The following is a 14,987-nucleotide window of genomic DNA, read 5'->3' as shown; positions in this document are numbered from 1 at the left end:
TTCGGATGCGTTGTTGGCGTGGTGTAACGGCAGCATTACAACTTTTACCAAGTTGCCGGTGCGGGTTCGATTCCCGTCGTCAACTCCGTAGTCTCAAGTTCACAGGACTGATCTATTGGTATCGATCAAGAAGTTAGCGAAGTTGAGCAAGAGCCTCGAGGAAACTCGAGGCTCTTTCAATTTATCTGCGCAAAATCTTGGGCAGCCCCACTAATCGTTAATGCAACCCCTCTCGGGTTCAGGGAGTAGCCGACTTTTTCCCACATCACGTGCGTGATGAACTAAATGGACAAAGTTGAATTCACCGTCGCCCAGATTTCCTTATTGCGCGCAACAAGCAAACCCGAACGAGCGTGATCAGCTACACGGTAATTGGAACCGTCGGGACGTGTTGCATGTCCGCCTGCTTCCTGTAAGAACAAAACACCTGGGGCATGGTCCCACGGCAGTGTTCTCCAGTAGAGGGCAAAGTCCATCGATCCATTCGCTATCGCGGGATAGTCAAAGCCTGCGCACTTGCTTCCAAGAGAAAGACTGGCAAAACGACTTTCGACTGCCTTTACGTGTTCTGCTAGTTCTTGTGGGAGAAATCGGCGCAACACGGCCCCGTTCATAAAGGTCAGTTCTGGTGAGTCCTCACGAACGGTGATCCGTTCACCATTAATCCAAGATCCTGATCCTTTTTCTGAAACGGAGAGTCGATCCGCAACTGGATCCAAAATCCAGGAGGACACAGTGTCGCCATTGCGAACTAGCGCAACCATTATCGCAAACGGCGAAATCCCGCTCGCAAAGTTTGAGGTTCCATCCAGTGGATCTATAAGCCAAACACTTCCATCGTCCGTGAGTCGATCAAGAACAGTTGGGTCAGCGGAGGCCGCTTCCTCTCCGACAACCAGAGAGCCCGCGATCAAGGAACGTAATGCGGGTTCCAAAAATGCTTCGCCTGCTCTGTCTGCTTCGGTAACCCACTCGCCCGGAGACTTTTCTTCGGAATTCGCTTCGCGCTTCCCGAAGACCGGCATCACACACGTTTCTGCCGCTTCGCGGAGTAAGTTTGAAACGGAGGAGATCAGATCTGGCACGGCTCGTAGTATGACTCATTTCCTCTCGCACGGGCGCGCAAAAGACATTTGGCACTGCGAAACACAAGGAACCGACCTGGAGTTCATGCAACCCCTTTGAGTCTCGACAATTGGGCCTTCGAGAAGTGGCACCATGCTGGCAGAATGACACACATGACCCAGGACGACCGCCAAAAAATGCGCTCTTACTACGATGAACTTGGAAATGCGGAGTGGGAGCGGCTCGAAAAGGACATCAATGGGCGCGTCAGTTTGGAAGTACACCGTCAATTTCTAACTCGTTTCATCAGTGATGGCGACCGAGTCTTGGAAATCGGTGCTGGACCAGGTCGATTCACAATGGAATTGATTGAATTGGGCGCGAAGGTAGCGGTTACCGACTTCTCGCCCATCCAACTTGATCTAAACCGAGCACGACTTACGAGTTCGACTTCAGTGGAATCTTGGGAGGTACTCGATGTGTGCGATACATCCAAGTATGCGGATGGCGAATTTGATGCAGTCGTGGCCTACGGAGGGCCGTTGTCTTATGCGTTCGAGAATATTGATGAGGCTTTCAGCGGGCTATTACGCATCGTGCGCCCAGGAGGAATCGTCGTTGCATCTGTGATGTCATGGCTCGGCACGTGGAGACATCTCTTGGAGGATGTGATTACGGTTGCAGAAACTTTTGGGGAGGACGCGAACGATGCAATATTGCGTACTGGCGATCTACGACATATCGGAGGTGCGCATGTCTGCCAAATGTTCCGTGCATCAGATATCACGAATCTTGTTCAGCGTTGCGGAGGCGAGGTGCTAGCAATGAGTGCAAGCAATTGGGCATCTCTGGATAAACCGGAAGCACTTTCTTCTTTGGAGTCTGATCCTGATCGGTGGCGGCGGTTCCTTGAGCACGAGGTTGCGGCTTGCGCTGAAGCTGGAGCCGTAGACGGTGGCACGCACCTACTTTTTGCAGCGCGAAATATCTTGGCGGGTTAAACCTTGCCCAGCAACCCCACCAGTCGTTAATGCAATTCCCTTCGCCGCCGTCCCAGATAGCCGCGGTTAGGTGATTCCCATGTGTCGAGTGACAAGCGCGAGCGCTGCGATTGAGGGTGCGTCTTTCAACCTACCGTCTTTAATGAGATTCCAAACTTCATCTGGATCGAAGCGACGACACGCCATTCCCATTTCGGAAATTTCGGGACTCGACTTTCCAAGCGTGAGTTCAGTTGCAAGAAACACGGTGAATCCCTGATTTGAGAACCCATAAGCCTCATACAGCCTCCCTAGGACTTCTAACGACTTCGCCGCAAGCCCGGTTTCCTCTCTAAGTTCCTGTTTGGCCACTTCGAGAACATCCGTATCTGGTGCGCTCTCTAAGGAGCCTTGGGGAAACTCCCAATACCTGCCATCCACTGGATAGCGGTACTGCTCCACGAGATAAAATCCCGAACCATCGAACGGGACAACAAGTGCAAAATCAGGTTTATCAACACAACCGTAGATGCCTTCGGATCCGTCTGGAAAGACAACTTGGTCTTCCCAGACCGTCATCCAAGGATTTTTATAAACCATTCGACGATCAGTTCTCGCGATCTCGGGTGGCATAAGTCCTTCGTCACTCGGCATGATCGCAACCCCGCTCGCTATAAATGTCTTCTAAGCCTAGACGTAATTTTCCACGTTCTCTGGCTTCACACGCGGAAAACATGTTCGTGTAACTCATGTTGGGACAGGATTTCAAGAGAAATGAAATTCAACCAACTCCGGCAAGACGGCTTAGGTGCTACCTGTCGAGAACATTCTGGGAAGGCGAATAACCCTCACCCCTTTTGCGTTTTGCGATTCCGCTGAGTGCTTCAAGGACGACGCGGTTGGCAAGTATTGCTGTGATATCTGCGCTGTCATACGGTGGAGAGACTTCAACGATGTCTATACCGACTATTGGGAGTTCGAGGCAGATTCGCCGCACGGCTTCCAGCAATTCACGGCTTGTCATTCCACCTGGTTCTGGCGTTCCGGTGCCAGGCGCCATCCCTGGATCGACAACATCTATATCAATGGAAAGAAAAACTCCGTCGCACTCATCTAGAAGGCGATCAAAAGACTCATCCAATACTGTGTTCATTCCTCGGTTATGAATCTCTGTCATCTCGTACGAGCGCATTCCTTGGTCACGCATCCAATCGAGAGTCTCAGGTTCCGGCCAGTATCCACGTAGACCTACCTGCAAGAATCGATCACCTCGCACTGCGCCGGATTCGATTAATCTGCGCATAGGTGTTCCGTGTCCAACGAGTGCGCCGAATTGCGTATCGCCCGTATCAGCGTGCGCATCAAAGTGAATCATTGAGATCTTACCCATGCCTCGATGCCGTGCAATTCCTGCAACATCGGCCGAGGCAATGGAGTGGTCTCCCCCGAGAATGACCGGGATTTTCCCGGCTCGAGAAATCTTCTCTGTGGCATCTGCCAGTACGGCGAGAGAAGCGACAAGATCGCCTCCAGGCATTAGGAGATCGCCGGCATCTTTTACTTTCAATTCTTTAAGTGCATCAACTCGAAGCGTGAGGTGAGGACGCTCGCCGTCATGAGGCAGGTAGTCGCCTCCACGAATGGCTTGTGGCCCAAATTTGGTACCGGAGCGGTGCGATGTTCCGCTATCAATAGGCGCACCGATGATGATGACATCGGAATCGGCGAAGGTTTCTGGTTTATCCAGGTCGCATGCCGGGATTCCAAGGAAGGTGAAATTTGGTCCGTACATATTTCCAATGTTGGTCACCCTAAAAGGGTAACGCATCTCCTAGGAATCGAAGCCCAGACCCAATCGGTCAAGGACTTTCAGCCAGATATTTCGCCGACCGTTCTTCTGGTCTGCTCTATTGATCGACCACTGTGTGATGCGAATAAACAAGTAACGGAACGGCTCTGGCGGGAATGGGAGTGGTTTCCGTCTGACCATCTTGAGTGCTGTTCTCTCGGTCTTCTGCCAATCCAGCAAATCCAACATGGTTGCGGCTCCGAAACGAGTGGCAGCAACACCAAGGCCCGTATATCCCATGACATAGGCAATGCGACCTTTATGACCCCAGAACGGTGAGAATCGAGTGCACGTATCGATCGCGCCTCCCCAGCTATGCGTGAACTGAATTCCTTCCAACTGCGGGAAAGTCTTAAGAAAGTGGGACGCGAGAGTCGCATAAGTATCGGGACTAAATTCATACTCTTGTCTTACTTTTCCGCGGAAGTTATAGATGGCGTCATAGCCGCCCCAGAGAATCCCGCCATCACTCGTCAATCTGTAATAGTGGAATTGATTTCCTGCATCTGCAATGCCTTCACGGTTGGCCCAACCAATGCTCTCGCGTTGTTCGGGAGTGAGTGGTTCGGTAACGAGTTGATAGTCATATACCGGGATGACATATTTACGGGCGCTTCGAACGAGTGATCTAAAAACGTTGGTGGCGAGAGCTACTTTGGCAGCAGTGACTGTCCCATAGGCGGTATGGAGAACGACACTCTCATCCGACTCGTCCAACCAATCGACCTTTGAGTTCTCATAAATTTTCACGCCAAGCGACAGGCATGCCTTCTCCAGTCCCCATACGAGTCGAGCCGGGTCAACTAATGCAGTTCCGTCATGATCAAAAAGTGCGCCTTCATAGATCGGTGACTTGACCCGCGCTTGAATCTCCTCCTTGTTCAGAAATTCGATATTATCGCCAAACTCATTCCGAAGTTCAGCCTCCTCGCGCATACCTTCGATCTGCCACGGTGCCACTGCCACTCGCAGTTCTCCGGTGCGCTCCCAATCACAGTCAATCTTGTACCGCTTGATTGTCTCTTCGATTGCATCAAGATTTTCACGTCCCAGTCTTTCGATAGTCGCAATCTCTTTTCGAAAACGGCTATACCCATTGAGAAATCCATGAGTAAGTGAAGAGTTGCAGAAACCACCATTACGGCCAGAGGCTCCAGCGCCTGTTTCGCGCGCTTCGACAATGATTACTTCACGTCGAGGATCTCTCTCTTTAGCTAAAAGAGCGGTCCACAATCCTGTGTATCCAGCGCCAACAATGCACAAATCCGTTGTGACATCGCCAATTAACGCCGAATGAGATTCGGGTTCGAGGGGATCTTCATCTAGCCAGTAGAGAACAGGTTGTACATCTTTTAAATGGCGCAGAACAAAAGGGTCGATGTCTGACATCGTGTTCCGGCAACCGCCGGACTCACCCCTTAACCTATTTCGCAGTTGGCCCGGGTCCTCCGGAGTCCTACTCCAAGGTGCAGGCTTTCATCAACCTGTCGTTCGCCTTGGCTACGAATGTAGGTTAGCGCACCTTTTTGCGGTTGACTAGTTGCCCGGCAATAACAATGAAAAGTGCGATAAGAAACATCGAAGAACCAATCACGTTTGCTTGTGCAGGAATCCCGCGGGCAGCAGAGACGTAAACAAATTTAGGGAATGTGGTCAAGGTTCCTGAATTGAAGTTTGTGATGATGAAATCATCAAAAGAGAGTGAAAATGCCAGCAACGCCGCACCGAGAATTCCTGGCATCACCAGAGGCAGGGTCACTCGGCGGAATGTCTCGACCTCGCTAGCATAAAGATCCATTGCAGCTTCTTCCAACTTCGGATCAAGACTGGCAATGCGCGCTTTCACGGTTACTACGACGAATGAAATACAGAACATAACGTGTGCGATAACCGTGGGCCAGAAGCCGGGATTTATTCCGAGATTCAAGAACATTGCTAATAATGACGCTCCGAGAACGATTTCGGGAGTCGCCATCGGCAAGAAAATCAGGATATTAACAGTGGAACGACCTCGAAAACGGTGCCGTCCTAACGCAAAAGCAATCATGGTTCCCAAAACTGTGGCAATAAAAGTTGCGATGAATCCAATCTTGAGTGAATTGCCCAATGCGTTACAGACCTCTGGTGCGCCACAGGGATTTTGCCAATTCTTAAATGTGAAGCCACGCCAAGTCAGATTGCTCTTACCAGCATCGTTGAATGAGAAGGCCATAGTGTAAGCAATCGGAATAAAGAGATACACAAAAGCTAAGAATGCATATATTCTGATGAGGTTCTTCGATAACCAACGTCTCATACAAGTTCCTCAGTTCCTGCGCGACGAACATATACGGTGACTAGAATCAAAATAGCGGCCATCAACATAAATGAGAGGGCAGCTGCAGTCGGGTAATCAACGATCTGAAAGAAACGAGATTCGATCACATTTCCTATCATCTTCGTTCTTGGATTTCCAAGCAGCGTTGCATTGATGTAATCACCTGCCGCAGGGATAAAGGTCAGAAGTGTTCCTGCCACAACTCCCGGAAGCGAGAGTGGAAAAGTAACCTTGCGAAAAGTTGTAATTCCATTTGCATACAAATCCGAGGCAGCTTCCAAAGTTCGCGGATCGATTCTCTCTAAACTCGCATAAAGCGGAAGCGTCATGAATGGAAGAAAGTTATATGTCATACCCGTCACGACTGCGAAAGCACTCGCAGTTAATCCAGCCTGAGGACCAAGGATATGAAGGGATCGCAATACCGTGACAACTGGGCCTTCACTGCCAAGTATTTGCGTCCAAGCAATAGTTCTCAAAAGGAAAGAGGTAAAGAATGGAGCAATTACCAGAACGAGCAGAAGGTTTTTCCATTTCCCGGATCTAAAGGCAATTGCATAAGCAAGAGGATAGGAAATTCCCAGTGCTAATAGCGTTGCAATTAGAGCGTAAAGAATTGAGCGGAAGAATTGTTCTTGGGCGCCAGAGAAAGCATCAATATAGTTGGCGAATCGAAATGTCTGAACATAGGCGCCTATCTCGTTACTACTTGCTGGTGTTTGCGTACTTGTGCTTGCCAAAGTAAAGATAGGAACAATAAAAAAGAGAAGGAGCCAAGCAAGACCTGGAATTAATAGTAAATAAGGCGTGCCAGGTCGTTTGATACCGCGAACCAGGCTAGATCGCTTGGCAGCAACTGCGACAAATGCCATCAGATCTCTTCGGGATTTACGGTAGTTCCGGCATCAACATCTGCTGTTCCATCAAGTGCAAAGGTGAATGCCGGCTTCCAAGAAAGTGAAACGGTATCTCCCTTTTGCAAATGGGAGGCTCCTCCATCGTTCTGCTCGAAAACTGAGAGTTCTTGCCCCCATGGCATTTGAATTTGAAACTGAGTACTTACGCCAACGAACGAAATATCGGTGATGATTCCGCCACCCAATGAATTGTCTTCAGAGCGTTCAATCGAAATTTTTTCCGGGCGGATGCCAATCAGAACACTCTTCTCGGCATTGTCTTTAGCAAAATTTCGTGTAGGGGGAACGCTAATTCGATTTCCATGCACAGATACTTGAATATCGTTACCACTGCTGCCTTCGATTTTGCCTTTAACTAGATTCGATTGCCCCAAGAAATTTGCGACGAAAACAGTGCGCGGAGATTCATAGAGTTCAACGGGCGAACCCATCTGCTCGATCCGACCCTCATTCATTACGGCAATCGTGTCGGCCATTGTCATGGCCTCTTCTTGATCGTGAGTGACATGTACGAAGGTGAGACCCACCTCCGTCTGAATCCATTTCAACTCAATCTGCATTTGGCGACGCAACTTTAGATCTAAAGCTCCGAGTGGTTCATCCAAAAGAAGGAGAGCGGGACGGTTAACAATTGCGCGAGCAACGGCAATTCTCTGTTGCTGACCACCCGAAAGTTGAGAGGGTTTCCTCTGCGCCAAATGTTCTAGCTCGACCAGCGCTAAAACTTTGGAGACCGCCTCCTTAATATCCTTTACCCCACGGCGACGAAGACCGAAGGCAACGTTTTCAAAGATTGTTAAATGAGGAAAGAGCGCGTAATTCTGAAATACCGTATTGACTGGACGTGCATACGGTTTGGCATACGTAATATCCGTGCCACCAATTGCAATCTTTCCGGAAGTTGGTTCTTCAAGTCCTGCAATCATTCGCAAAGTTGTGGTTTTGCCGCAACCCGAAGGCCCAAGTAGAGCAAAAAATGAGCCTTCGGGAATTACTAGCGACAAATCATCTACTGCTCGGAAATCTCCAAACTCTTTAACTATATTGGCTAGATGGAGATCGCCTTTTGTAGAAGCTGCTGCATCGACCACTAGTTACCTATTGCCTTCTGGAATGCAGATTCGTATTTGGTCTCATCCGCTGGGGTGAGACCGGCAAAAACCTTTACCTTTGCAAGCGTAGCCGCATCCGGGAATATGTAAGGACTCTTGGCCAGAACTGGATCAATCTTCTCCATCTCGGCCTGTGCTCCTACTACTGGGCAGATGTAATTTACATAAGCAGCGACTTGGGCAGCGACTGCAGGCTCGTAGTAGTAATTCATAAGTGTCTCTGCGTTCTTCTTATGAGCAGAAGTCGAAGGAATCATCATGTTGTCACTCCATAGAGTTCCACCGCTCTCAGGAATAGCGAATTCAAATTTATCTTGGTTCTCCATAGCTAGTATGAATAAATCTCCAGACCAGCCAATGACGGCGGCCGCATCTCCGGAAATCAAATCTTCTTTGTAGGAGTTTCCTTTTACTTGGCGGATAAAGCCATCAGAGATCTGCTTCTGCAAGAAATCAATAGCGTTCATAAATTGATCTTCTGTGAATTGGCCAGATGGATCTACGCCCTGGTACTGCATGATGATTCCCATGGTGTCACGCATTTCGGAGAGAACTTCAATGCGCCCCTTATTTGCCGGAGCAAATAGATCATCTAGGGTATGCACGCCCTTCGGCAACAACTCCTTGTTCCAGCCAAGTCCAGCAAAACCACTCTGCCAGGTCAAAGAATTCTTCCGTCCTGGATCAAAACTGACATTGGCTAGTGCGGGAAGAATATTTTTCTTATTAGGTACAGCCGCCTCATTAATTGCCTGGGTATAACCCAATCGAATCCAACGAGCAGCCATCCAGTCAGTCAAAGTGACAATGTCGTACCCAATATCTTGGCCAAGTTTTAGTTGCCCTACGACCTTGCCGTAGAAAGTGTTGTTGTCATCGACATCTTCCTTGTATGTGATATCCAGACCAGAAGATTTCTTGAGCGCCTCCAGAGTTGGATAATTCTTGGTATCTTCGTTGTAATCCAAATACAGAGTCCAGTTGGCCCAGCGCACACTTTTTTCTTTATCGGAAAGATCTACCACCCCTGCGGAAGTCTCTGAAGGTGATGAACCAGTTCCGCATGCAGCAAGAAGTCCGGCCGCGCCAAGTCCTCCCACCCCTGCGATAACACCACGACGGGACAGTTGTGCGCGTACAAGTTCGCGCATCTCGGGAGATAGCGGATTGTTATTTGGCATTGCGGCTCCTATTGGTCTAGTGGTTAGTTCTCAAGAAAGTTATCGTGCCTTCATTCACATTCGATTGCGGTGGGGTGGATCATGTTTGGGGATTCTAGCCGTTCAAATTGGTCATAACGTGCTTTATACGCGTGTAATCTTCAAAGCCGTAGCCCGAGAGATCTTTGCCGTAGCCCGATTTCTTGAAACCGCCGTGTGGCATCTCAGCAACAATCGGAATATGGGTGTTGATCCAGACGCATCCGAAATCGAAGGCCTTGGCCAATCTCATTGCACGGCTATGGTCCCGGGTCCACACACTTGAAGCCAGTCCATATTCGACACCGTTTGCCATCGCGATGGCTTGTTCTTCCGTATCGAATTTCTGAATGGTGATGACAGGTCCAAAAATCTCTTTTTGAATCATCTCGTCATCCTGACGCAGATCTGCCACGATTGTTGGAGGGAAGAAGAATCCTGGTTGATTCAACCGGGACCCACCGACCAACACTCGTGCATGCGATGGTGCACGATCGACAAAGCCACTCACGCTCGTCATCTGGTTGGCGTTATTGAGAGGTCCAACGAGAACATCCTCTGACGGCATCCCGATGGCAATCTTGTTTTTTGCTTGGTCACTCAGAAGAGCGACCATCTCGTCATAGACACCCGCCTGAACAAGTACGCGAGTGGCGGCGGTGCAATCCTGACCAGCATTGAAGAATCCAGCCAGTGCAATTCCTTCTGCCGCGTTTTCAAGATTGGCATCATCAAAAACGACAACGGGAGCCTTTCCTCCGAGCTCGAGGTGAACCCGCTTGACCTGTTTAGCCGCAGTGCCCGCCACATCCATTCCCGCCCGCACCGAACCGGTGATCGAAACCATGGCCGGAGTTTCATGTTCGACGAGAGCTCTCCCGGTTTCCCTTTCACCACAGACCACATTGAATACACCGGCGGGTAGAAACTCTGACATTACCTTCGCCATAAAGGCGGTACTGGCAGGCGTCGTGTGGCTTGGTTTGAGAACGACAGCATTTCCCGCGGCAATCGCAGGTGCCCATTTCCACACTGCCATCATCATCGGATAATTCCAAGGTGTGATCTGGGCGCAGACACCAATTGGTTCGCGACGGACAAAAGAGGTCATGCCATGCATATATTCGCCGGCGGATTTACCTTCCAGGTTGCGTGCTGCTCCTGCAAAAAATCTAATTTGATCGATCATCGGAGGAATTTCCTCAGACATGGTGACCGCGATTGGCTTACCTGTATTGCGACTCTCTATGGCAACAATCTCTTCGGCCCGTGATTCAAGAGCGTCCGCAATCTTGAGAAGAGCACGTTGGCGCTCACTGGGCGTTGAATCTCGCCATCCTTCAAAAGCAGTGGCCGCACTCTTCATCGCCTTCTCTACATCGGCCTGGTTGGACTTGGGCGCGGTCGCATAAACCTCGCCCGTGGAGGGATTAGTGATCTCCGTAGTTTCCCCAGATTCGCTTGCCACCTCCTTGCCGTTGATAAAACTGGATAACGTCTCCATAAAAAAAGTCCCCTATCGATAGTGAAGGCGAGGGTACGCCCAGTTACTCTCCCTGACCAGCCCCCACCACTGATTTTCTACTTTTTAGGGCAATAATCTGCGGATATCGTTGTGAAATGCCCCAAAATCTGCGAATTCCTTTGCTTTTCCTCTAAAGGTACGAGAGAGTGGCACTATGACAACCAAGGCACGCCCGGTCCTGGATGACATTTCTCGGGCGATCATTGAGCAACTCCAGATTGATGGGCGTAAGCCATACGCCGCGATTGGAGTTGCCGTGGGTCTTTCAGAGGCGGCGGTGCGCCAGCGCATCGCCAAACTGATTGAGTCTGGGGTCATGCAAGTGGTGGCCGTCACAGACCCGCTAACAGTGGGTTCATTTCGGATGGCCATGATCGGTATCAAGGTTGAAGGCGATCTCGTTGAAGTGGCAGACCAACTCTCCCATTACAAGGAAGTGGATTACATCCTCGTCACCTCAGGTGGCTTCGATGTGATGGCAGAGGTGATCTGCAATGACGATGAGCACCTCCTTGAACTATTACAACGTATCCGAGCGATCCCGCAGGTACGAATCACTGAAAGTTTTATCTACCTAAAGTTGCGCAAGCAACTTTATAACTGGGGAACCTAACAAATGGCTACAACAAGCACTTTCGACAATGTTCAATTCTTTGAATCGGATCTTGAATCAAATTGGTCCAACCGCGCCAAAGAGCATCTATGGATGCACTTCTCGCGCATGGGTGCTTACGAGGACGGTGGTTCAATTCCTGTCATCGTCAAAGGTGAAGGCACCTACATCTATGACGACCGCGGCAAAAGGTATTTCGATGGAATCTCCTCTCTTTTTACTGTTCAAGTCGGTCACGGCAGAGAGGAACTTGCGGACGCGTACGCAAAACAGATTAAGGAGATTGCATATTTCCCTATCTGGTCATACGCGCATCCCCGCGCCATTGAATTGGCCGAGCGACTCACCGATTTGACCCCGGGAGATCTCAATCACGTCTTCTTCAGTTCATCAGGCGGAGAGTCAGTTGAGACTGCCGCAAAATTGATCAAGCAGTATTTCAAGCTCACCGGCAAACCGATGAAACACAAGATCATCAGCCGAAACGTTGCCTACCACGGCACAACCCAAGGTGCTCTGTCCATCACCGGCATTCCTGGTGCAAAGCAATTTTTTGAGCCTCTTATTGCAGGCCATCACAAAGTCCCGAACACAAACTTCTATCGTGCGCCGCTGAACCACCGCGACTCATTTGAAGAATTCGGACAATGGGCAGCAAACCGAATTGAAGAAGCCATTCTATTTGAGGGCGCGGATTCTGTTGCGGCGGTCTTTATTGAGCCAGTCCAAAACTCCGGCGGATGCTTTCCGCCTCCCCCCGGCTATTTACAACGCGTGCGCGCTATCTGCGATCAGTACGACGTCATCATGGTCTGCGACGAGACCATCACCGCATTCGGCCGCATCGGCGAGTACTTCGCATCAACCAGATACGACGTGATCCCAGACATCATTACTTGCGGAAAGGGCATGACCTCTGGTTATTTTCCAATGGGAGCAATGATCGCCAACGAAAGACTCTACGAACCTTTCCGAAAGGGCACCAACTCATTCCTGCATGGGTTCACCTTCGGTGGACATCCAGCCGGCGCTGCCGTGGCACTGGCAAACTTGGAAATCTTTGAAAGAGAGAAGATTAACGAGAATGTAAGGTCAAACGAAGACGCCTTCCGCGCCACAATCGAGAAGCTTTACGACCTTCCCATTGTTGGCGACATCCGCGGTGCCGGGTATTTCATCGGTCTCGAGATGGTAAAGGACAAGGCTACGCGTGAAACTTTCTCCGCAGATGAAAGTGAGAAGCTACTGCGTGGGTTCCTATCCAAAGCCCTCTTTGACAACGGCTTGTACTGCCGGGCCGATGATCGTGGCGATCCCGTGATCCAATTGGCTCCTCCGCTTATCTCTGATCAGAGCCACTTCGATGAGATTGAATCAATTCTCCGCACCGTTCTGACTGAAGCGTCCTCTATTATTTTGTAATGAGAACCGATCGCGCCAAAGTTCGCCGTTCTCCTCATAAATTAGTGGACGATCCGGGAACGCTAAATATGGGTCTTTGGTGGTCTGAGATAAGTCGCCCAGAATTTTCACCCGGCAATATCGATCGCCGCTGGGACGTGCTCATTGTCGGAGGCGGATTTAGCGGCCTGTGGAGTGCGCATCACCTGATCAGCAATGATCCTTCTCTGAAAATCGCGATTGTCGAGAAGGATCGGGTGGGATCTGGGGCCAGCGGCAGAAACGGCGGCTGGGCTTCGGCTCTGTACCCAGCATCCGATGAAACCTTGCTCACTCGGTGTTCGCAATCGCAAGTGGATCAACTCCACACACTTCTAAGAGTTTCAATTGATGAGATAGGCCAATTCGTTAAGAGCAACCGGATCGAATGTGGATTTCAAAAGAGCGGGGCTCTGATTGTCGCGCGCAACGGGGGTCAGCTTCGCCGGCTTCAGATCGAGAGCAACACTCCCATGCTCTCCCAAGAGGAGACACTCTCACGCATCGCGATGTCAGGTGCAGTTGGATCGTTCTTCACGCCCGATTGCGCAGTCCTTAACCCCGCAGCTCTCGTCGTTGGCTTAGCAAAATCACTAGAAGCTCGCGGAGTGGCAATTTTTGAGAATACTTCCGCGGATATTTCTCGGAGAAGAAAGGCATCCGTCAACGGTCGTTCAATCAAAGCAAAATTCATTATCCGAGCAGTAGAGGCGTATCACGAGAAAACACGTGATCAGATTCCAATCTACTCATTGATGATCGCCACCGAGCCTCTCCCCGCGGAAGTCTTTGAAGTTATTGGGATTCGCAATCGTGAGGCATTCGCCGAAGCCTCGCATCTCGTCACGTACGCTCAACGCACTGCCGACAATCGGCTCGCGATTGGTGGTCGCGGAGCCCCTTACACCTGGGGCTCGAAGAGAAATGAAGGAAGTGAATCTCACGAAAAGGACCACGAAAGACTTCGGATAATGGCCAGAGAGTGGTTCCCAGTTCTAAAAGATTTTGAATTCACTCACGCTTGGGGCGGCGCAGTTGGAGTAACCCGAGACTGGGCTCCCTATGTTCGAACATGGAGAGGTTTTGGTGAAATGGGCGGATACGCAGGTGACGGGGTGACACTCTCCTATCTCGCGGCGGCAGCCATGGCAGATCTAGTCACCAAGGAGAAGTCAGTCCGCACCTCACTTCCATTTGTTCACTGGAGAAATCCTCGATGGGAGCGCGAGCCACTGCGATGGCTGGCAGTAAATGGTGCCATCAAACTCTCCGCGCTGGCCGACAAGGAAGAAAGAATTACCCATCGCCCAAGTCGCATCATGAAACTCCTTGCGCCTCTGACCGGACAGTAGCCGATGAGCGAAGAATTGTCGGCGCTGATTCTCACCGGAGGCAGAAGCAGCAGATTCGGATCCGATAAGTCCCTTGCGATGCTAGAGGGTAAGACTCTTCTCTCCCACTTGCTCACCGACCTCGCAGAGAATATCGAGGTAGTCATTATCGGGCCGACTTTTGAATCCCAATTGCGACCCTTGAAGTTTGTCCAGGAAGATCCCGCTGGAGGCGGTCCGGTAGCAGCGGTGAATGCTGGTCTAGCAATGATCAGCACAGAGTTTGTCGCGCTAATAGCAACCGATATGCCCTTTGCAGCAACCGTGATCCATGAATTAGCGAAGTCACTTGAGCCATCCATCGATGGGCTGATTCCGATCGATGCCGAAGGAGTGCCCCAAACTCTCTGCGCAATCTATAGAACGAGTGCACTTAGGAACGCTCTGGCAAAACTTGGGAGCCCGCAAGGGCGTTCTATGCGCTCCCTGACTGCGCTCTTGCAGTTGAGAGAAATTGAGCTCTCTACATCTCTCAAGAGTAGGCTTCTCGATATTGATACCCCAGAAGAGTTGCAGCAAGCCATCACGGAAGAGGAAGCCAAGAAGCGCTAGGAACTATTGATTGTAGTTAGTCATAAT

At 50.3% G+C, this 14,987-nt stretch carries 14 protein-coding genes and 1 tRNA gene; 6 read left to right on the top strand and 9 right to left on the bottom strand.

All coding sequences use genetic code 11. The features are described 5' to 3' along the window. Positions 1-12 precede the first annotated feature (12 nt). Positions 13-85: transfer RNA gene (locus VMW30_04025), tRNA-Val, on the top strand. Positions 86-281: 196 nt separating this feature from the next. Here the strand turns inward: VMW30_04025 and VMW30_04020 are convergent. Then, the gene (locus VMW30_04020) at positions 282-1,085 is read right to left on the bottom strand and encodes an inositol monophosphatase (GenBank protein ID HUW87526.1); all 804 of its coding nucleotides are present in this window, start codon (positions 1,083-1,085) and stop codon (positions 282-284) included. Positions 1,086-1,229: 144 nt separating this feature from the next. Here VMW30_04020 and VMW30_04015 point away from each other — a divergent pair, with 144 nt between their 5' ends. Continuing rightward, the gene (locus VMW30_04015) at positions 1,230-2,066 is read left to right on the top strand and encodes a methyltransferase domain-containing protein (protein ID HUW87525.1); all 837 of its coding nucleotides are present in this window, start codon (positions 1,230-1,232) and stop codon (positions 2,064-2,066) included. 66 nt (positions 2,067-2,132) lie between these two features. Here VMW30_04015 and VMW30_04010 read toward each other — a convergent pair whose 3' ends face one another. The 8 genes from VMW30_04010 to VMW30_03975 all read right to left on the bottom strand — a co-directional run bounded on the left by VMW30_04010 (position 2,133) and on the right by VMW30_03975 (position 10,943). After that, positions 2,133-2,699: an NUDIX hydrolase gene (locus VMW30_04010; GenBank protein HUW87524.1), complete on the bottom strand. Its 567-nt coding sequence runs from the start codon at positions 2,697-2,699 to the stop codon at positions 2,133-2,135. Between the two features lie 157 nt (positions 2,700-2,856). After that, entirely contained in the window at positions 2,857-3,855 is a 999-nt protein-coding gene (gene speB / locus VMW30_04005; protein HUW87523.1) for an agmatinase, read from the bottom strand. 21 nt (positions 3,856-3,876) lie between these two features. Then, positions 3,877-5,283 (bottom strand): FAD-dependent oxidoreductase, encoded by a 1,407-nt coding sequence (locus VMW30_04000; protein ID HUW87522.1) that lies wholly within the window; start codon positions 5,281-5,283, stop codon positions 3,877-3,879. Positions 5,284-5,407: 124 nt separating this feature from the next. Further along, entirely contained in the window at positions 5,408-6,190 is a 783-nt protein-coding gene (locus VMW30_03995; GenBank protein ID HUW87521.1) for an ABC transporter permease, read from the bottom strand. Continuing rightward, positions 6,187-7,083 carry an ABC transporter permease gene (locus VMW30_03990; protein HUW87520.1) on the bottom strand — a complete coding sequence of 299 codons (897 nt, stop codon included), beginning with the start codon at positions 7,081-7,083 and terminating at the stop codon, positions 6,187-6,189. The genes VMW30_03995 and VMW30_03990 overlap by 4 nt, the downstream gene beginning before the upstream one ends. Further along, positions 7,083-8,219: an ABC transporter ATP-binding protein gene (locus tag VMW30_03985; protein ID HUW87519.1), complete on the bottom strand. Its 1,137-nt coding sequence runs from the start codon at positions 8,217-8,219 to the stop codon at positions 7,083-7,085. Before VMW30_03985 ends, VMW30_03990 begins: the two co-directional genes overlap by 1 nt. Further along, positions 8,219-9,421 (bottom strand): spermidine/putrescine ABC transporter substrate-binding protein, encoded by a 1,203-nt coding sequence (locus VMW30_03980; GenBank protein HUW87518.1) that lies wholly within the window; start codon positions 9,419-9,421, stop codon positions 8,219-8,221. Before VMW30_03980 ends, VMW30_03985 begins: the two co-directional genes overlap by 1 nt. A gap of 94 nt (positions 9,422-9,515) precedes the next feature. Continuing rightward, complete coding sequence (locus VMW30_03975; GenBank protein HUW87517.1) at positions 9,516-10,943, bottom strand: gamma-aminobutyraldehyde dehydrogenase; 1,428 nt, start codon at positions 10,941-10,943, stop codon at positions 9,516-9,518. 175 nt (positions 10,944-11,118) lie between these two features. Here VMW30_03975 and VMW30_03970 point away from each other — a divergent pair, with 175 nt between their 5' ends. From VMW30_03970 to VMW30_03955, 4 genes are read left to right on the top strand one after another with little or no spacing between them, the layout of a single operon-like run. Beyond that, complete coding sequence (locus tag VMW30_03970; GenBank protein HUW87516.1) at positions 11,119-11,577, top strand: AsnC family transcriptional regulator; 459 nt, start codon at positions 11,119-11,121, stop codon at positions 11,575-11,577. A 3-nt stretch (positions 11,578-11,580) separates the two neighbouring features. Further along, positions 11,581-12,999, top strand: coding sequence for an aspartate aminotransferase family protein (locus VMW30_03965; GenBank protein ID HUW87515.1), 1,419 nt, complete (start codon positions 11,581-11,583; stop codon positions 12,997-12,999). Further along, a complete protein-coding gene (locus VMW30_03960) occupies positions 12,999-14,369 on the top strand; it encodes an FAD-dependent oxidoreductase (protein ID HUW87514.1) in 1,371 nt (456 codons plus the stop codon). The genes VMW30_03965 and VMW30_03960 overlap by 1 nt, the downstream gene beginning before the upstream one ends. 3 nt (positions 14,370-14,372) lie before the next feature. After that, a complete protein-coding gene (locus VMW30_03955; GenBank protein ID HUW87513.1) occupies positions 14,373-14,960 on the top strand; it encodes a molybdenum cofactor guanylyltransferase in 588 nt (195 codons plus the stop codon). Positions 14,961-14,987 lie beyond the last annotated feature (27 nt).

The sequence above is a fragment of the Candidatus Paceibacterota bacterium genome (assembly GCA_035530615.1).
Lineage (GTDB): Bacteria > Actinomycetota > Actinomycetes > Nanopelagicales > Nanopelagicaceae > QYPT01.
Note: the sequence above shows the minus strand (reverse complement) of the source record. Positions and strands in the feature narration are given on the sequence as shown.